The following is a 16,706-nucleotide window of genomic DNA, read 5'->3' as shown; positions in this document are numbered from 1 at the left end:
TTCCCGCACCTCAAGTGCAAGCGTAAAGCTGCACAGCGAGTGCAATATGTTGCCATCGAGTCACGGAGGGCCCGGATGTTCCTGACGATGGGGCGCTGGTGCGCCCGTCGGCCGAAACGGGTGATCGGGGCCTGGCTGCTGCTGCTCCTCGTGCTCGGCGGCGGCCTCACCGCCTACGGCCGCGTGACCAGCGAGGCGGTGACCATCCCGGGCAGCGACAGCCAGGCCGCCCTCGACACGGCGGCGACTGCCTTCCCAGGCCCCGCCTCCGGCAACCAGCCGCTCGTCCTGCGCGCCGGACCCGACGGCCCCGCCCTCACCGGCGAGAGCGCCCGGAACGCCGTCGAGCGCAGCGCCCGGGCCATCGCCGAGGTGCCGCACGTCGTGAGCGTGATCTCGCCGTACGAGCGGGCCGGTGCCGCCGCGATGAGCGCGGACGGGCACACGGCCTACCTCTCCGTCGGGCTCGACGTGACCGGTCGCGACATCACCGCCGAACTCTCCGAGCGGATCACCGGCGCCGCCGGGCCGGCCGCAGCGGCCGGCATCGAGGTCACCCCGGGCGGCGACCTCGCGGCCGCCGTCGACCGGCCGGACACCGGGCACAGCGAGCTCATCGGACTCGCGGCCGCCGCCGTGATCCTTTTCGCCGGCTTCCGGAAGGCGGCGGCGGCCGGGCTTCCCCTGGTCATCGGCGTCACCGGGCTGATCGCCTCGCTGACCGCCATCGGCCTGGCCGGACACCTCATGGACATGCCGTCGTCCGCCACCACCATCGCCGCGATGATCGGCCTGGGCGTCGGGATCGACTACACGCTGTTCTGCCTCACCCGGTTCCGGGAGTTGCGCGGCCGGGACGTACCGGCCGCCGAGGCCGCCGCCCTGGCGACCGCCACCGCCGGGAAGGCCTCCGCCTTCGCCGGATGCGCCGTGATCGCGGCGCTGGCCGGACTCGCGCTGGGCGGGCTGCCGCTGCTGCGTGCCCTGGCGCTGGCCCCGGCGATCGCGGTGCTGGCCGCCGTGGCCGCCACCCTCACCCTGCTGCCCGCCCTGCTGAGCCTGCTGGCCCGGTTCCTCGGCGCCGCCCGGGAGGAGGGAGCCATCGCGCACGACGGGACGGACCCGCCGGCAGCCACGGGCCGCGGCTGGCAGCGCATCGCCGAGCGCGTCACGGCTCGCCCCTGGCGTCACCTGCTCGCCGGCCTCACCCTGCTCCTGCTGCTCGCCGCCCCCGCCAGCCAGTTGTCCTTCGGTCAGCTCGATGCCGGGGACAAGCCCATCGGCTCGGCCAGCCGCACTGCCTACGAGCAGCTCTCGGACGCGTTCGGCCCCGGCGTCAACGGCCCCCTCCAGATCGTCGACACCCTGACGGCGCCCGCCGCGGGGCCGCAGGACGCCCGTATCGCCGAGGTCTCCGCCGCCCTGGCCGCCACCCCCGGCGTGGCCTCGGTCAGCCCGGCACAGCTCACCTCGGACGGCCGCACCGTCCGCTGGCAGGTCACGCCCGCCACCGCCCCGGGCGACCCGGCGACCGCCCGCCTGGTCGCCACCCTGCGCACGGACACCCTGCCCGCAGCCACCGCCGACGGCGCGGGGAGCGCGCACGTCGGCGGCGTCGCCGCGGTGGTGACCGATCTCAACGACCGCCTCGCGGACCGGCTGCCCGCCGTGATCGGTACCGTGGTGCTCGTGGCGGGACTGCTGCTGCTGGCCGCCTTCCGCTCACCGCTCCTCGCGCTGAAGGCCGCCGTGCTGAACCTGCTGTCGGTGGCCGCCGCGTACGGGGTGCTCACCGCGGTGTTCCAGTGGGGCTGGGGCGCGCGGCTCATCGGCCTGGAAGGGCCGGTGCCCGTACCCGGTTACGTACCGCTGGTGATGTTCGCCGTCCTGTTCGGACTCTCCATGGACTACGAGGTGTTCCTGCTGACCTCGGTGCGCGAGAAGTGGCTGGTGGGCGGCGACAGCCGGCAGGCGGTCGTCGGGGGCCTCGCCTCGACCGGTCGGATCATCACCTCCGCCGCCCTGATCATGGTGAGTGTGTTCCTCGCGTACCTGCTCTCGGACGACCCCGTGGTGAAGATGTTCGGCACCGGACTGGCCGCGGCCGTGGCCCTCGACGTCACCGTCGTGCGCGGCCTGCTGGTCCCCACCACCATGGCGCTGCTCGGGGACCGCGGCTGGTGGCTGCCCCGCCGCCTCGACCGGTTCCTGCCCGAACTCGACATCGAGGGCCACTCCCACACCCTGCCGGCCGGAGGACTCCAGAGCCTCCCCGCGCCCGAAGCCGGCACGGCCGACGCCGCCGGCCCCCTTCCCACACGGTGAGGTTCCGCATGCTCCCCCGCACCACCACCCGCCCCGGCGACACGACGGACCGCAGGTCGGACGGGCCCGCCGCCCGCCCGACCCGACCGCGCCACCGCCGCGCCCTGACGGCGGCAGGACTGGCCGCCGTACTCCTGCTCGCGCTGCCCGTCACCGACTCGGTCGCCCGCGACCTGGCGGAGAAGCGGCTCGCGGACCGGATCAGTGCGCGGCAGGCGAACCTCGCGGGACGCCCCGACGTCTCCATCGAGGGGGTTCCCTTCCTCCTGCAGGCCGCCCGCGAGCGCTATCCCGAGGTGCGGGTGCGGGCCGACGCGACGACCGACCGGGGCACCCCGGTCACGGCCGACATCACCTTCGACAACGTCTCCCGCGAGGGCGACGGCTACCGGGCGGACTCGGCCTCGGCCCGCTTCACCGCCCCGTACTCCTCGCTGGCCGACGGAGCGGACGGCACCCGGATCTCCGACGCCGGCAACGGCCAACTGCTCATCAGCCGCAGCGTGCTGGGGGCGCCCGTGGTGCTCACGGCGGGGCTCGAACTCCACGACGGCGTCCTCTCCCTGCGTCCGACGGCCGCCTCGGTGGCGGGCCGGGCCCTGGATCCGGCCAGCCCACTCATCGCCCAGGCGCTCGCCCGGCAGACCCGGACCCTGCCCGAACTGCCCCTCGGCTTGCGCCCCTCGGGGGTGTCGGTGGGCGCGGACGGCGTGACCGTCACCGCGCGGGCCGAGAAGGTCAGCGCCGTCTGAGCCGTCCGCCTGCGGCGCTCAGCCCCGCGGGCCGTCCGCCGCCGCCAGCAGGTTCAGCACGGTGGCCTCCATCGCCGCGCGCGCTTCCTGCGGACTCTTGCCACCGGAGCGCCAGTGGTTCCAGACCCCCCAGGTGGTAACGGCGTCCAGGCCGTCGAGGAGTTCGGCCGCCCGGCTCTCGTCCAGGCGGCCGAGTTCCTCCGCGAAGATCTCGGCGACACGGCGCCGGGCCTCCGCGAACGCCTCGTCGGTGACCTGCTGGATGCGCGGCGAGGGATGGTCGATCCGCATCAGGGTCAGCCGTGCCGGGGTGATCCACTCCAGGATCCGCGCCCGCTGTTCGGCGAGCGCCGCCACCCGGGCCCGGCGGGGCCCGGTATCCGGCAGCGGCCTGATCTGCTCGGCCAGTTGCTCAAGCCGACGGGTGATGGCGAGGTCGACCAGTTCGGACATGTCGGCGAAGTGGTGGAAGACCAGCCGTCGGGAGACGCCCGCGCGCTCGGCGACGCGCTCGGCCGGGAACTCCACCGCTCCCTCGTCGAGCAGCGCGAGCAGGGCGTCCACGATCTTGTCCCGGGTGCGGCGTCCGCGCTCGGTCCGCCCGTCCACCCGGACCGGCACCGGGCCGGGTACCTGATCGTCCTCCTGCGCCACCGCAGCTCCCTCCGCCGTACGCCTCGACGGTATTTTCGCACCCCCGGCACGGCTCACGCGTACTTCGCGGCGCCCGGATCCGCGGCGGGCGCTCCGGCGGCGAAGCGGTGGCGCATCCGGTGCAGACCGCGCCGGGTGTGGCTCTTGACCGTGCCGAGCGGCATGCCGGTGCGCTCGGCGATCTGGGTCTGGGTGAGGTCCCCGTAGAAGGCCATGGCCAGTACCTCCCGCTGCGGGCGGGGCAGTCTCGCGAGTTCGCCGGTGACGATCAGCCGGTCCAGGACCGCTTCGGGGCCCTCCGCCGGCTCGTCCGCCGGCGGCAGGGCGGCACCGGCCGCGCTGACCAGGTCGAGGCGCCGGGTGCGCTCCGTGAGCGCGTCGGCGATCTTGCGCCGGGTAATGCCGACGAGCCAGCCGGGGAAGGCGCCGCGCTCGGGCCGGTAGCCGGCCCGACCGCGCCACGCGGCCAGGAAGACCTGCTGGCTGACGTCCTCGGCCTCGCGGGGATCCCCGAGCGTGCGGGCCGCGAGGGTCTGGACGAGGCCGCCCCAACGGCGGTACGCGGCGGCCAGGCACTTCTCGTCGCCGCGCACGAAGCCCTCGGCGACCTCGTGGTCGAGGAGGCGCTCCCCGGTCGCGGGGGACGGCTGGGCGGTGGCGCTCAGGACGGTCATGGCGGCTGCTCCTCGAGCCGGGACCGGAACGGGCCGGTCGGCGGGCGGGTGCCCCGCCCCGTGGTGCGCCGGGGCGGGGGCCCCTCCAGATTCCGGCCCGTGCACGCTTCCGCACCACTCGCATCGTTTGTGCGTCGCATCATGGACCCATGACGGATTCCGCACACGGCATGACCACGGGGGCGGTGGCCCGCCGGCTGGGGGTCGCCCCCACGACCCTGCGCACCTGGGACCGGCGCTACGGCATCGGCCCGGCGGCCCGGGAGGACGGCAGGCACCGGCGGTGGACCCCCGAGGACGTCGCCGTCCTGCACGAGATGTGCCGGCTGACCTCGTCGGGCATCCCGCCCGCGGAAGCCGCGCGGGCCGCGCTCGCCGGCCCGGCCCGCACGGCGGCCGACCTGCCCGCCGCGACCGCCCCGCCCCCCGGCCCCGAGCACCTCCCCCGACCGGCCCGCCGGCCCGGTTCGGGCAACGGCCTGCCGCTGGGCGCCGTACGGCAGGAGTGCCGCGGGCTGGGCCGCGCCGCGGTACGCCTCGACGCCCGGACCGTGGACGACGTGCTGGAAACGGTGATCGCCCAATACGGCCTGGTCACCGCCTGGGAAGAAGTGATGGCGCCGACCCTGCACGCCGTGGGCCGCAAATGGGAGACCTCGGGAGACCGGTACGTCGAGGTCGAGCACCTGCTGTCCTGGCACGTGTCGAGCGCGCTGCGCCGCGCCGCCGGGACCCCGCCCTTGGGTGGCCCGGCGGCGACGGACCGACCTCCGGTGCTGCTCGCGTGCGTGCCGGGCGAGCAGCACACCCTCGCGCTGGAGGCGCTGGCCGCGGGCCTGGCCGGGCTCGGCCTGCCCGCCCTGATGTTCGGGGCCGCCGTGCCGCCCGGGGCGCTCGACCAGGCCGTGCGCCGGACGGGCCCCGCCGCGGTCGTGCTGTGGTCCCAGGCCCGGTCCACCGCCGACCATCCGCTGGCCCGGCACCTCGCCGAGGTCGCGTGGGGCGTCAAGGGCGCCCGCGCCCGGCCGGCCGTGCTGCCCGTGGGCCCGGGCTGGGCCGGTCAGCCCCTCGCCGCGGGCACGCTGCGTCCCCGGGGGTTGCGGGAGGCCCTGGCCGTGCTGCGCGGGCTCTGCGACACGGCGGCGGGCGCGGACACGGGACGGCCCGCCGCCGCGGGTCAGTCCTGACCCCGGGCCCTGCGGAAGCGGGCCAGCCCCTCGGGGAGCGCGATCAGCGGATCGGGGTAGCCGTCGAACCGGGCCCGGTCGGACCCGGCCGCCTTCCACGGCTCGTGGATCTCGGGGCCCGTCAGTGCGGCGAGTTCGGGCACCCACCGGCGCACGTAGGCGCCCTCGGGGTCGTAGCGCTTGCCCTGGATCACCGGGTTGAGGACCCGGTTGGGGCGGCTGTCGGTGCCGGTACCGGCCATCCACTGCCAGTTGAGCTGGTTGTTGGCGACGTCCCCGTCGACCAGCAGGTCCAGGAAGTGGCGGGCGCCGGCGCGCCAGTCGATGTAGAGCGTCTTGGTCAGGAACGAGGCGGTGAGCAGCCGGCCGCGGCCGGGCATCCAGCCCTCGTGCGCCAGTTGCCGCATGGCCGCGTCGACGACGGGATAGCCGGTGCGGCCCTCGCGCCACGCCCGCAGGTCGGCCTCGGCCTCCGGGCCGCGGCGCCAACGGTCCGACCGGCTGCGGTAGTCGGCGTCGGCGACCGCGGGACGGGCGGCGAGCAGTTGGTGGTGGAAGTCGCGCCAGCACAGCTGCCGTACGAAGGCCTCGGCGCCCGATCCGCCCCGGGCCCGGGCGCGGTGGACGGCCTCGGCCGCCGACAGCGCGCCGAAGTGGAGGTACGGGGAGAGTCGGGACGTGGCGTCGGCGGCGAGGTCGTCATGTCCTTCCTCGTAGGCGTCGGCGTACTGGTCGAGCCAGTACGCCAGCCGCTTGCGGGCCTCCTCCTCGCCACCGGCTGCCAGGCCCGCGGAGACGGCTCCGGCGGCCGGGCGCGCGGGAAGCTCCTCGGACCGGATGCCCGGCGGGACCCGGATCACGCGCGGGGCCGCGAGGGGCGGCCGCAGCCGCTCCCCGGACCAACGTCTGAAGTACGGGGTGAAGACGGCGAAATGATCGGAACCGCTCGGCGTCACGGCGCCGGCCGGCAGGGCGGTGACGACCCCGTCGTGGACGTACAGGCGCCGTCCGTCGGCCTCAAGGGCCCGGCGCAGCCGCTGTTCGCGCCGCAGGGCGAAGGCGCTGCATCCGGCGGCCATGTGCACCTCGTCGGCTTCGACCTCCCGGACGACGGCGCACACCGCGTCGACGGGGTCGCCCGAGCGGACGACGAGCCGGCCGCCCCGCCGACGCAGTCCCTGGTCGAGGTCGGCGAGGCAGTCCGCGAGGAAGGCGAGACGGTTCGGCGCGGCGAAACCGGCGCGATCCACCGCGGGGTCCCGGACGAAGAGCGGGACGGTCTCGTTGCGCGGCCCCAGCGCGGCGCGCAGCGGCGGGTGGTCGTGGACCCGCAGATCCGAGGTGAAGAGGACGACCGAGGCGTTCATGCCTGCGCTCCCCGGGTGGGGCCGCCGACCGCCGCGGCGGCTCCGGCCGGCTGCGCCGACGGGCTCGGTCCGGCCGCCGTCTCCGCCGTGCGCGCGATGTTGCGGGCCATGCCGCCGAAGACGAGGGCGTGGAAGGGCGAGACGCTCCACCAGTAGGCGTGGCCGGCCAGGCCGCGCGGGTGGAACAGCGCCCGCTGCCGGTACCGTGTGCGGCCCTCGCCGTCGTGCTCGGCATACATCTCCAGCCAGGCGAGGCCGGGGAGCCGCATCTCGGCACGGAGTCTGAGCAGCCGCCCGCGCTCGATCTCCTCCACCCGCCAGAAGTCGAGGGAGTCGCCGATCCGCAGCAGCGCGGCGTCACGCCGGCCCCGGCGCAGTCCGACTCCGCCGACGAGGCGGTCGAGCCAGCCGCGGACCGCCCAGGCGAGCGGGAAGGAGTACCAGCCGTTCTCGCCGCCGATCCCCTCCACGACCCGCCACAGCGCCTGGGGCGGGGCGTCGACGGTCCGCTCGCGGACGTCGGTGTAGAGGCTGCCGCCGGCCCAGTGGGGGTCGGTGGGCAGCGGATCGCTCGGCGCGCCGGGCACGGCGGCGGAGGACCAGCGGGTGACGACCTGGGCATCGCGGACTCTCTGGAGGGCCAGCGAGAGCGCCGCGTCGAAGGGGATGGGGGCGCCGGGGGGATCGGGCACCCAGTCCGCGATGTCGTGCTCGTGGCAGACGACCTCGTACTTGAGGGACTCCGCGAGGGGGCGGGCGATGGACCGGGGCACGGGGGTGACCAGGCCGACCCAGTGGCTGGACAGGCGCGGGGTGAGGACCGGGACGGGGAAGATCAGCCGCTTGGGCAGCCCGTCGACGGCGGCGTAGCGGCGCATCATGTCGAGGTAGGTGAGGACCTCGGGGCCGCCGATGTCGAAGGCACGGCTGACATGGTCGGGCATCCCGGCGCTGCCGACCAGGTAGCGCAGCACGTCGCGGACGGCGATGGGCTGGATACGGGTGCGCACCCAGCTCGGGGTGACCATCACGGGGAGCCGCTCGGTGAGGTAGCGGAGCATCTCGAAGGACGCCGAGCCCGAGCCGATGATGACGGCGGCGCGCAGGACGGTGGTGGGGACTCCGGAGCCGAGGAGGATCCGGCCGACCTCGGCACGGGAGCGCAGGTGGGGCGAGAGGTCGCGTTCGGGGACGCTGCGCGGGGTGAGTCCGCCCAGGTAGACGATGCGGCGCACGCCGGCGGCGCAGGCCTGTTCGGCGAAGGTACGCGCGGCCAGGCGGTCGGTCTCCTCGAAGTCGCGCCCGGTGCCCAGGGCGTGCACGAGGTAGTAGGCGACGTCGACGCCCTCCAGGGCGGGCGCGAGCGACGCGGCGTCGGTGACGTCGCCGCGGACGGTCTCCGCCTGTCCGGCCCAGGGGTGGTCGCGCAGCTTCGCGGGAGTGCGGGCGAGGCACCTGACACGGTGTCCGGCCTTGATCAGCTCGGGGACGAGCCGACCGCCGATATAGCCGGTGGCGCCGGTGACCAGGCACAGCGAGCCGGTGTTCCGGGCCGGGTGCCCTTGTGTGTCGGTCATGGAGGTGCTCCGTTCCGCCGTCGACCGGGGTGGTTCACCCATGTCTTCCGCGATCGCGGGCGGGATGGATGCAGGTGTCCGCCGGATGGCCCTCCCCGCTGCGTGCGGGACGCCGCCCGGCCGGGCCGGCCAGCCGCTTGCGGACCGCGTCGTTCCCGACGCCGGCCCCGCCGCACGCGGGCCCGTGCGGGCCCCGTCCGGGCCGGCCGGGCCGGCCGGGCCGAACACGGCAGGTGCCGCCGCCGGCATCCGCCGGCCTGCGGCGTCGGCTCTGGTGGGAAACCTCTGGGCGCCGGCGAAGGCCCAGGGGGCCTCGGCACACGAGCTGAGAGGGAAGGCCCATCACCCCACGGATCGGCGGCTTGACTCCGTGAGGTGTCCTCAGCAAGTACGTGCCGCACCGGCGCGAGTGGGAAGCCGGAGTAGCCGACTGACACCGCGCCGCGGTGCAGACTACGCTCGTCGGCGTGTCCTCTCCTGTCCGGCTGCATCTCCGCAGCGCAGTTGCTGCCGCCGCTGCGGTGTTTCTGGCCGGATTCGGCGCACTGTTCGGCTTCTGGGTGGCCACTCCGGCCGTCCCGGGGCGGTCTGGGCTGTTCGACTACCTGAGCTCGACATGGGGGGGGACGGGCTCGCTCTGCCGATCATGACGGGAGCGCTGGTCCTCGCGATTCGGCTGCGGCCGAGGGCTCCGCGGGAACGGTTCTTGGTCCTTGGGGCAGGGGTGCTCGGCAGCCTGCTCGGTTCTTGGACCCAAGTGCAGTGGCTGCGCGACGACGCGCCGGTGCTGAACTGGACACTTCCCCGACCGCATCACTTCAACGCGGCCGGCTGGTATCACGCGGCTTTTCTGATCGCGATGTCCGGCGTGGTCGCGGCTCTCTGGGCCTGGGGCCTGATGCGGACGGCCCATGCCCCAGACGCCCCGGACCGTCGTCGCGCTGCCGGAATCTCCTGGGGGTGCCTCTATGTCTTTCGTCAAGGCACCTGTGTCGGGTTTCGGGTGGTTCGGGCTCGCTGAGGCTAAGCGGCGAGCTCGACGTCCGTCGGTGTCCGGGATTCGTAGAAGGTGCCGTCGCGGAGCATGGCGAACAGGACGCTGATGCGTTGGCGGGCGAGGCGGAGGAGGGCCTGGGTGTGGGTTTTGCCGCGTGCTCGTTGCTTGTCGTAGTAGGCGCGGGAGGCCGGGTCGGCGTTCATGCAGGCGAAGGCGGAGAGAAACATCGCCCGTTTGAGCTGCCGGTTTCCGCCTCGGGGTGCGTGTTCGCCATGGATCGAGGTCCCGGACTGCTTCGTGGTGGGGGCGAGGCCGGCGTAGGAGGCGAGGTGGGCGGCGGTGGGGAAGCTGGTGCCGTCGCCGACGGTGACCAGCAGGACGGCGGCGGTCCTGACGCCGACGCCGGGCATCGACGTCAGGACCGGGGAAAGAGGGTGAGCCTCCAGCAGGGCGTTGATCTGGGCTTCCATCGCCCGGCGCTGGGTGTGGACAGCGGCCAGCGAGGCGGCCAGGGAGGGGATGACGATGTCGAGGGTGCCGGTCCCGGGAACGACGACGGTCTGCTCGTCGAGCGCGTTGAAGACGTCGTCGATCAGCCTGGTGGCCATGCGCGGGGCCTTCGGGCGGATCAGCTCGACGAGTCTGCGGCGTCCGGCCTTGCGCAGGGCGGCTGGGGATCCGTAGCGCTCCAGCAGCCAGGTCACGGCCTGGTGGTCCAGGCGCGGGCCCAGGACGCGTTCCAGGCTGGGGTGGAACTGGGTGAGCAGGCCCCGTATCCGGTTGGAGGTGCGGGTGGCCTCGGCGGCCAGGTCCTGGTCGAAGCCGACGAGCACGGTCAGCTCGGCGGTGATCTGGTCGGTCAGCTCCAGCGAGCGCAGGGTGTGCGGCATCGTCCGGGCGGCGTCCGCGATGACGGCGGCGTCCTTGGCGTCGGTCTTGGCCTCGCCCGGGTAGAGGTCGGCGATCCGGCGCATCGCCAGTCCGGGCAGGTAGGCGACCTGGCAGCCCGCGTCGCGGGCGACGGTCAGTGGCAGGGCGCCGATGGAGGCGGGCTGGTCCACGATCACCAGCACGGTGCCGAACTTCGCGGTCAGCTTGTCGAAGACGGCCCGCAGCTTGGGCTCGCTGTTGGGCAGCTGCTTGTCGAAGACCTTCTTCCCGCCCGGGGTGAGCCCATGACCGTGATGGCTGCTCTTGCCGACGTCCAGGCCCAGGAACACGCCCACGTCTTCGATCTCGAACATCGTGCCCCTTCCCAGGGGGTGTTGACGGTGCCGGCCTCGGCTCGGGTGTCGTGCTCGCGCATCCACGTTATGCAGACCTGCCGCCCGCGAACTGTCCAGCATTGCGCCGGACCGGACGGTGGCCGGACCTCTGATCAGCGTCTCCGACGAACACCCCCGGACCCGGTGACACCACCCCCCAGGTCATGCCTTCGACAGGGGGCAACAGTCATGCCGGGCCCGGAGGCCAGCGGCCCCATTGCGGAACCGCAGAAAACATAACGGGGTAGCACTGGCAGCGGGCGTTTCCTTCGTGGTTCTCCTTGCCGCCGACGCCTGCTCGGTTCGATCTGCGCAACGGTCATCGGCGGCGTGATCGGCACCCTTGTCGTCGACGGACTCCGCTACCTGATCGGCTGACCTGTGGCCCGGGAACCCGGTCAGGATCACACAGCGCAATCCGTCCACCGGCCTCGTCCCACCAAGGACGGGGCCCTTCTCGACGACGCACCGGGTCGGCGGATCGAACTCGCACTCGCAAGGTGGCCGCTGCCGGGACGCTCGACACGCCCCCTTCGCCGGAAGGCGTCAGCGTGCGAGGGGAAGGCCCCGGCACGGCCCGGATGAACGTCCCCAGGGGCCTGCGTCAACCGCCCCGCGCCACCGGACCGGCCCGCCTCCTGACGGCTGGCGAGACGGCCGACCTCGCCGGGTTCGCCCTCCTGGCTGCGCATGCGGGGCCACCGTCGGGCAGGGGCTGCGGCTACGGGCGGCGCAGGGCCTCCTGGGAGGCCACGTACTTCACCATCAGTCGGGCGAATTCGAGGCGGTCACGCTCGCTCCAGTCGGCGGTGACGTACTCGTACGCCGAACGCTGGTGGCGGCGGAAACGGGCCATCAGCTCCTCACCCCCGGGGCTGAGGTGCAGGACCGTGCGGCGGCCGTCGCGCTGGGAGGCGGCGCGGACCAAGTAGCCGGCGGAGATGCAGTCGGAGACCATACGGCTGGCCACCGAGGGGTCGACGCCCAGGTGGGAGCCGACGGCGCCGACGGTGACTTCGCGGGTGCCGCCCCGCGCGATCTCCAGGACGACATTGAGGACGAGGGTCCGACTGAGGTCCTTCGCGGAGATCGGGTCCTCGACCTCCAGGAGCGAGGAGCGGCGCAGCTTGCCGAAGGCGGGACCCACGGCGTTGAGCAGTTCTTCGGCCACGGCGGCCTCCACGGCCGTCTCCGCCTCGTGATTCTTCATGGCCGCCATCGTATCTACGTGACCCCCGACAGGTATGTGTTGACATGAAAACGTGTGCGTGTCAGCATGCATATGCGTGACTTCAACGACATTGTGAGCGGAGCCTCCCATGACCCTCCTCATCACCGGTGCCCGCGGCAGGATCGGCCGGGGCGTCATCACCCGCCTGCACGACGCCGGCCACACCGTCCGCGCCGCCAGCGCCCGTCCCGCCGAAGCGGCCGTCCCGGCCGGCGTCGAGACCTGTGCACTCCCCCTCGACCGGCCGGAGAGGTTCTCGACCGCCCTGGAGGGCATCCGCCGGATCTTCCTCTACCCGGAGCCCGCCGGTGTCCACGAGCTGGTCAAGGCCGCAGAGGCCGCCGGCGTCGAACACGTCGTGCTGCTGTCCTCGTCGTCGGTGCTCGGCCCCGACGCAGAAACCGACCCCCTCGCGAGCCACAGCCACGAGGTCGAGCACGCTCTCGCCGGCTCCTCCCTGACCTGCACCTTCCTGCGCCCTGACGCCTTCGCGAGCAACTCCTTGGGGTGGGCACGCCCCATCAGCCGTTCCCTGCCGGTCCAACTCGCCTACCCGGACGCGCACATCGCGCCCATCCACCCCGAGGACATCGCCGACATCGCCTTCGAGGCCCTCACCGGCGATTCCCTCGCCGGCCGCTCGGTCACCCTCACCGGACCCGAGTCGCTCACCTTCCGCACGCAGCTCGCCGTCCTCTCCGAGGCCATCGGCCGAGCGATCCCGGTCGAGCGCATATCCCGCGAGGCCGCCGAGCGGCAGATGGCGGCTTTCCTGCCCGCACCGGTGGTCAGCTCGCTGCTCGACCTGTGGTCCGCCGCGCGCCACGGCTCGGCCGCCGTCGCCGATACCACCGAGACCCTCCTCGGCCGCCCCGCCCGTACCTATGCGCAGTGGGCCTCTGAGAACACCCGCGCATTCACCGGGTCCTGATGCGGCCCGGTCGCCCCGAGGGCCCCGGCCTCCGACTGCGGTCGCCCTGGCAGTCCTCGTCTGCCGCACCCTCATACGCCTGCTGCACCGTCCGGCCCACGACCTTCACCACTGATCCCGCCGACTCCGAGGAGGAAGGGCATGGAGCCCATCGGCTACTGGCTCAACCGGACCGACCAGGCCCTCACGGCCGCCATGAACGCGCTGCTGGCCGACTGCGGCCTGACCCGGCTCGCCTGGCAGGTGCTCAACGTCGTCGAAGACGCCCCCCGGTCCACTGACGAGGCCGTGCGGACCGTGCTTGCGGCCAACGCCGGCACCGAAGCCCTCACCACCACCATCGAAGCCCTGCTCTCGGGCGGCTGGATGATGCGCACGGAGCCGGGCCGGCTCGCTCTCACCGACGAAGGCCACGCCCGGCTCACCGACGTCGGTCTGCGCGTGGGTGATTTCCGCGAGCGGTCGATCGCCGGCATATCCCCGGAGGAGTACCGGGCCGCCGTCAGCGTCCTGGAGCGGATGACGCGCAACGTGGAACAGGCGTAGGGGTTCACCTCCGGCCGGAGCGGGAGGCCGCCGACCGGATGGGCGGGCGTAGCCGTATTCCAACGGTCCGACCGCCGGTCCGCTGCCCGTGGGTCCCGAGCCCCCGGTGTGCACCTTGATTCTCCCCACGGCCTGACGTCGCCGGCAGCGTCGCGCTGGTGCTCGCGGGCCCGGCCCGTCTCGGTGCCGCGCGCCAGGAGGCGGCCGTCCGGGCCGAAGGCAGCGCCGCTGATCCCGCGACCGTACCCGCGCACGATCCGGGGTCGAACCGGCCGGTCGCCCCGGCTGATGGCCGAAGCCCCGCACGCGTCAGGCGTCGGCGGTCGTCAGCAGCCGGGCGCGCAGCTGCTGCGCGGTACGGTCCGGGAGGCCCACACGGTGCGTCAGGTAACCGCGCACCGAGCCGTGCCGGGCCCGAAGGTCCGCCGGCACCAGCTCCATGACCACCAGCGGGGCACCGCCGTAACTCGGCCACTTCATGACCCGGTCGGGATTGGCGGCCCGCCCGTCCGCAGTGAGGCGTTCGGTGGCCAGCTCAGTGAGCGCGAAATCGTCGAGGATCTGCCGCTCGGGGACACCGAGGAGCATGAGGGCGAACGCGGCGAGTGGTGCCCGCGGCGCCGGTGTGGCGGGCGTCGCGGGCACGGCCGGATCGGCGGGACACACATCCGGCCACCATGACCGGAAGGGTTCACCACCTCGCGACGCCCGGCCACGACACTAGCGGGCGGCCGGCACCGCTGCCTCACGCCGTTCCGCCGGGAGGTCAAAGGCCTGGGCCAGCAGCTCGTAGGAGCGGCGCCGGTCTGCTGGATCCGCCGTCAGGGTGTTCACGATCAGCTCGTCCACTCCGTGGGCAGCGGCGAGACCCGTCAGCACGGCGTGCACCTGCTCGGGCGCTCCGGAGACGAGGGCCGTGCGGTGCACCTTGGCCCGTTCCAGCTCCGCTCCCGTCCAGCGGTGGCGCCGCACGGTCTCGTACGACGGCAGCGGGGCGTCCTGCCCGAGGTCCTTGCGGGCACGCCACAACAGCAGGCTCTGGGCCAGCTCCTCGGCACGGCCTGCGCTGTCGGCCGTGACCACGCGCACCGCGAGGGCGCCGCCGCCGGGCCGGCCCGTGGCCCTGCGGTACTGGGAGCGGTAGTCGCCGAACGCCTCCTCGCCGCCCGTCGGGGAGAAGAAGTGCCCGAAGGCGAACTCGGTGCCCAACAGGCCGGCCAGCCGCGCCGACTCGCGTCCCGCGCCCAGCAGCCACATCTGCGGCGGTACCGGCGGGTGCGGTACGACACCGCCCGCGCCGAGCAGTCTGCTCAGTTCGGCGAGCCGCTGCGGGAAGTCCCGTGCGGGACCGCCGGCCCGGCCGATGCCGAGGTCGACGCGTCCCGGGTGGAGGGAGGCGAGCACACCGAAGACCTCGGCGACCTTGGCCGGGTCGTAGCGGGGCAGCAGCACCCCTCCGGTGCCGATGCGCATGCGCGAGGTGCGGGCGAGCAGGGCTCCCGCGAGGATCTCGGGGGCGCTGCTCGCGAAGCCCGGGGAGCCGTGGTGCTCGGCGGCCCAGTAGCGCGTGTACCCGAGGTCCTCGGCGGCGCGGGCCAGGTCCACGGAGGCGCGCAGCGCCTGGTCCGGGGTGTGGTCCTCGCCGACGGGGGTCTGGTCCAGTACGGACAGTCGCGGCTTCGTCATGGCGGACGCCCTTTCGGTTCAGTGCTGGTGTGCGGGAAGGCCGGTGGCGCCCGCCACGGTCGCGGGGACGATCCTGAAGTCCCGTTCGAAGACGAGGTTGTGGAGGTCCGCGGCGGCGATGGCGCGCATCGTGGGGAGTTCGGCGGCGGCCTGCTCCTCGTCGAAGACGTTCAGCGGCCACTCGGAGACCGTGGCGCCGCGCAGGTGCGGGTGGTGGAAGCCCGCGCCGTAGTGGGCGTAGAGGGTGACCGGCGGGATGTCCGCGGTCGACTGCTCGTCCCACCACAGGGTCCAGGCGTGGAAGAGGGTTCCGTCCTCCGCCCGCTGGACACCGCTGGCATCGACCACGCCCTGGCCGAGGAGGAGTTCGTCGTTGAGTTCGGTGAGTGCCCGGCGGGCGTACGGGTCGAGGAGCCGGGCGGCCGTGCGGAAGTGCTCCTCCTTGTCCGGGCGGGTGACGGCGCCGCCGTGGTGGCCGTCCCGGAGGTCGGCGAAATGCCTGAGCAGGGCATCGAGGTTGGGGCTGTCGGCGTTCATGTCGGCTCCAGGTAGGGGGGTTGGCGTAGGGACGGGAGGCGCGTGAGCCCCTCAGGCACGGGGAACGGCCGGTGTGGTGAGCAGGCGCAGGGCGCTGCCCAGCCAGCCACGCAGGGACGCCGTCTCGGATGCGGCGCCCGTGGCGCGGCCGGGCTGGAGGAACGCCCCGTGGCCGGTCTGTCCGAACTCCCGCAGGGTGACCTCCACTCCGGCCGTGTGCAGCAGGCGGGCGTAGCGGTGCACGTCGTCACTGACGGGGTCGAGGTCGCCGGTGGCCAGGACGGCTCGTGCCACGCCGCGCAGGTCGGCCGCCTCGAAGGGGGTGCTGTAGAGGCGGGTGCCGTCGGCGGCGTCGGGCCGGCCCGGGTCCCGGTAGTCCCGCCAGGCCGCCTTCAGGTAGGAGGCGGTGGGGAACATGTCGGGGAAGCGGTGGTACGAGGCCGCCGTGCAGCCGGGGTCCAGCGGCGGATAGGCGAGCAGTTGGGCGGCGAGCGGGAGGGTCCGGTCACGGCAGGCGAGGGCGGCACAGGCGGCGAGCGTCGCTCCCGCGCTGTCTCCGCCGACCGCGACGGGCACGAGCTCCCCGGCCTGTTCCCCGGCCTGTTCACCCGCCTGTTCCCGCGCCTGCCTCCGGGCCCAGGCGAGCGCCGCCAGTACGTCCTCGACCATGGCCGGGTGGCGTACTTCGGGGACCAGCCGGTAGTCGATGCTGGCGACGGCGAAGCCCGAGGTCCGGGCGAGGTCGGCGGTGGGGCCGTGCCAGTCCTGGGCGGAGCCGGCGCGCCAGCTGCCGCCGTGGGCCCAGACCAGCCAGCCCTGTGGTGCGGACGCCGCAGGCCGGTACACCCGGGCGGGGACGGGGCCGGACGGGGAGGGAATACTCGTGTGTTCCCAGCGGACCTGGGCACGGCTCTGTCCGGGGGCCGAGTGGGTGGGTGTTGCCATCGGGGTTCCTTCCCTCCGTGCCTGGGGCCAAC

At 73.9% G+C, this 16,706-nt stretch carries 16 protein-coding genes; 6 read left to right on the top strand and 10 right to left on the bottom strand.

Going from position 1 to position 16,706, the window contains the following annotated elements; genetic code table 11:
- Positions 1–75 precede the first annotated feature (75 nt).
- On the top strand, positions 76–2,325 hold the full coding sequence (locus tag AW27_RS29720) for an MMPL family transporter (protein ID WP_052031303.1): 2,250 nt from the start codon (positions 76–78) through the stop codon (positions 2,323–2,325).
- A gap of 8 nt (positions 2,326–2,333) precedes the next feature.
- Positions 2,334–3,077, top strand: coding sequence for an LmeA family phospholipid-binding protein (locus AW27_RS29715; RefSeq protein ID WP_052031304.1), 744 nt, complete (start codon positions 2,334–2,336; stop codon positions 3,075–3,077).
- An 18-nt stretch (positions 3,078–3,095) separates the two neighbouring features.
- Here the strand turns inward: AW27_RS29715 and AW27_RS29710 are convergent, their stop codons facing one another.
- Complete coding sequence (locus AW27_RS29710; protein ID WP_236647841.1) at positions 3,096–3,731, bottom strand: TetR/AcrR family transcriptional regulator; 636 nt, start codon at positions 3,729–3,731, stop codon at positions 3,096–3,098.
- 53 nt (positions 3,732–3,784) lie between these two features.
- On the bottom strand, positions 3,785–4,405 hold the full coding sequence (locus AW27_RS29705) for a sigma-70 family RNA polymerase sigma factor (protein WP_052031305.1): 621 nt from the start codon (positions 4,403–4,405) through the stop codon (positions 3,785–3,787).
- 149 nt (positions 4,406–4,554) lie between these two features.
- Between AW27_RS29705 and AW27_RS29700 the strand changes: the two genes are divergently transcribed.
- Positions 4,555–5,592, top strand: a complete 1,038-nt coding sequence (locus AW27_RS29700) for a MerR family transcriptional regulator (protein ID WP_052031306.1) — start codon at positions 4,555–4,557, stop codon at positions 5,590–5,592.
- Here AW27_RS29700 and AW27_RS29695 read toward each other — a convergent pair.
- Complete coding sequence (locus AW27_RS29695; RefSeq protein WP_037928937.1) at positions 5,583–6,959, bottom strand: cryptochrome/photolyase family protein; 1,377 nt, start codon at positions 6,957–6,959, stop codon at positions 5,583–5,585. The two genes, AW27_RS29700 and AW27_RS29695, sit on opposite strands and share 10 nt — an antisense overlap.
- Entirely contained in the window at positions 6,956–8,536 is a 1,581-nt protein-coding gene (locus AW27_RS29690; protein ID WP_052031307.1) for an SDR family oxidoreductase, read from the bottom strand. The genes AW27_RS29695 and AW27_RS29690 overlap by 4 nt, the downstream gene beginning before the upstream one ends.
- A gap of 724 nt (positions 8,537–9,260) precedes the next feature.
- Between AW27_RS29690 and AW27_RS29685 the strand changes: the two genes are divergently transcribed.
- Complete coding sequence (locus tag AW27_RS29685; RefSeq protein WP_304949928.1) at positions 9,261–9,557, top strand: hypothetical protein; 297 nt, start codon at positions 9,261–9,263, stop codon at positions 9,555–9,557.
- 2 nt (positions 9,558–9,559) lie between these two features.
- Here the strand turns inward: AW27_RS29685 and AW27_RS29680 are convergent, their stop codons facing one another.
- On the bottom strand, positions 9,560–10,777 hold the full coding sequence (locus tag AW27_RS29680) for an IS110 family RNA-guided transposase (RefSeq protein WP_304949841.1): 1,218 nt from the start codon (positions 10,775–10,777) through the stop codon (positions 9,560–9,562).
- 742 nt (positions 10,778–11,519) lie between these two features.
- Complete coding sequence (locus AW27_RS29675; RefSeq protein WP_052031327.1) at positions 11,520–12,008, bottom strand: MarR family winged helix-turn-helix transcriptional regulator; 489 nt, start codon at positions 12,006–12,008, stop codon at positions 11,520–11,522.
- Positions 12,009–12,117: 109 nt separating this feature from the next.
- Between AW27_RS29675 and AW27_RS29670 the strand changes: the two genes are divergently transcribed.
- Together AW27_RS29670 and AW27_RS29665 are read left to right on the top strand one after the other, a co-directional pair.
- Entirely contained in the window at positions 12,118–12,960 is an 843-nt protein-coding gene (locus AW27_RS29670) for an NAD(P)H-binding protein (RefSeq protein WP_037928943.1), read from the top strand.
- 141 nt (positions 12,961–13,101) lie between these two features.
- Positions 13,102–13,506 (top strand): MarR family winged helix-turn-helix transcriptional regulator, encoded by a 405-nt coding sequence (locus AW27_RS29665; protein WP_037928950.1) that lies wholly within the window; start codon positions 13,102–13,104, stop codon positions 13,504–13,506.
- A 309-nt stretch (positions 13,507–13,815) separates the two neighbouring features.
- Here AW27_RS29665 and AW27_RS29660 read toward each other — a convergent pair whose 3' ends face one another.
- The 4 genes from AW27_RS29660 to AW27_RS29645 all read right to left on the bottom strand — a co-directional run bounded on the left by AW27_RS29660 (position 13,816) and on the right by AW27_RS29645 (position 16,674).
- Positions 13,816–14,151, bottom strand: a complete 336-nt coding sequence (locus AW27_RS29660; protein WP_236647843.1) for a tyrosine-protein phosphatase — start codon at positions 14,149–14,151, stop codon at positions 13,816–13,818.
- Positions 14,152–14,226: 75 nt separating this feature from the next.
- A complete protein-coding gene (locus tag AW27_RS29655; RefSeq protein ID WP_037928957.1) occupies positions 14,227–15,192 on the bottom strand; it encodes an MsnO8 family LLM class oxidoreductase in 966 nt (321 codons plus the stop codon).
- Between the two features lie 18 nt (positions 15,193–15,210).
- Positions 15,211–15,729: a hypothetical protein gene (locus AW27_RS29650; RefSeq protein ID WP_037928962.1), complete on the bottom strand. Its 519-nt coding sequence runs from the start codon at positions 15,727–15,729 to the stop codon at positions 15,211–15,213.
- 51 nt (positions 15,730–15,780) lie between these two features.
- The gene (locus AW27_RS29645; protein ID WP_037928964.1) at positions 15,781–16,674 is read right to left on the bottom strand and encodes an alpha/beta hydrolase; all 894 of its coding nucleotides are present in this window, start codon (positions 16,672–16,674) and stop codon (positions 15,781–15,783) included.
- Between the last annotated feature and the right edge of the window lie 32 nt (positions 16,675–16,706).

This window comes from Streptomyces sp. PCS3-D2 (assembly GCF_000612545.2).
In the GTDB taxonomy this organism is placed as follows: domain Bacteria; phylum Actinomycetota; class Actinomycetes; order Streptomycetales; family Streptomycetaceae; genus Streptomyces.
Note: the sequence above shows the minus strand (reverse complement) of the source record. Positions and strands in the feature narration are given on the sequence as shown.

Coding starts and splice junctions, on each gene's coding strand:
- AW27_RS29650 (WP_037928962.1), bottom strand. CDS start 15,729: ATGAACGCCGACAGCCCCAACCTCGATGCCCTGCTCAGGCATTTCGCC.
- AW27_RS29700 (WP_052031306.1), top strand. CDS start 4,555: ATGACGGATTCCGCACACGGCATGACCACGGGGGCGGTGGCCCGCCGG.
- AW27_RS29670 (WP_037928943.1), top strand. CDS start 12,118: ATGACCCTCCTCATCACCGGTGCCCGCGGCAGGATCGGCCGGGGCGTC.
- AW27_RS29715 (WP_052031304.1), top strand. CDS start 2,334: ATGCTCCCCCGCACCACCACCCGCCCCGGCGACACGACGGACCGCAGG.
- AW27_RS29720 (WP_052031303.1), top strand. CDS start 76: ATGTTCCTGACGATGGGGCGCTGGTGCGCCCGTCGGCCGAAACGGGTG.
- AW27_RS29675 (WP_052031327.1), bottom strand. CDS start 12,008: ATGAAGAATCACGAGGCGGAGACGGCCGTGGAGGCCGCCGTGGCCGAA.
- AW27_RS29655 (WP_037928957.1), bottom strand. CDS start 15,192: ATGACGAAGCCGCGACTGTCCGTACTGGACCAGACCCCCGTCGGCGAG.
- AW27_RS29705 (WP_052031305.1), bottom strand. CDS start 4,405: ATGACCGTCCTGAGCGCCACCGCCCAGCCGTCCCCCGCGACCGGGGAG.
- AW27_RS29665 (WP_037928950.1), top strand. CDS start 13,102: ATGGAGCCCATCGGCTACTGGCTCAACCGGACCGACCAGGCCCTCACG.
- AW27_RS29695 (WP_037928937.1), bottom strand. CDS start 6,959: ATGAACGCCTCGGTCGTCCTCTTCACCTCGGATCTGCGGGTCCACGAC.
- AW27_RS29645 (WP_037928964.1), bottom strand. CDS start 16,674: ATGGCAACACCCACCCACTCGGCCCCCGGACAGAGCCGTGCCCAGGTC.
- AW27_RS29690 (WP_052031307.1), bottom strand. CDS start 8,536: ATGACCGACACACAAGGGCACCCGGCCCGGAACACCGGCTCGCTGTGC.
- AW27_RS29680 (WP_304949841.1), bottom strand. CDS start 10,777: ATGTTCGAGATCGAAGACGTGGGCGTGTTCCTGGGCCTGGACGTCGGC.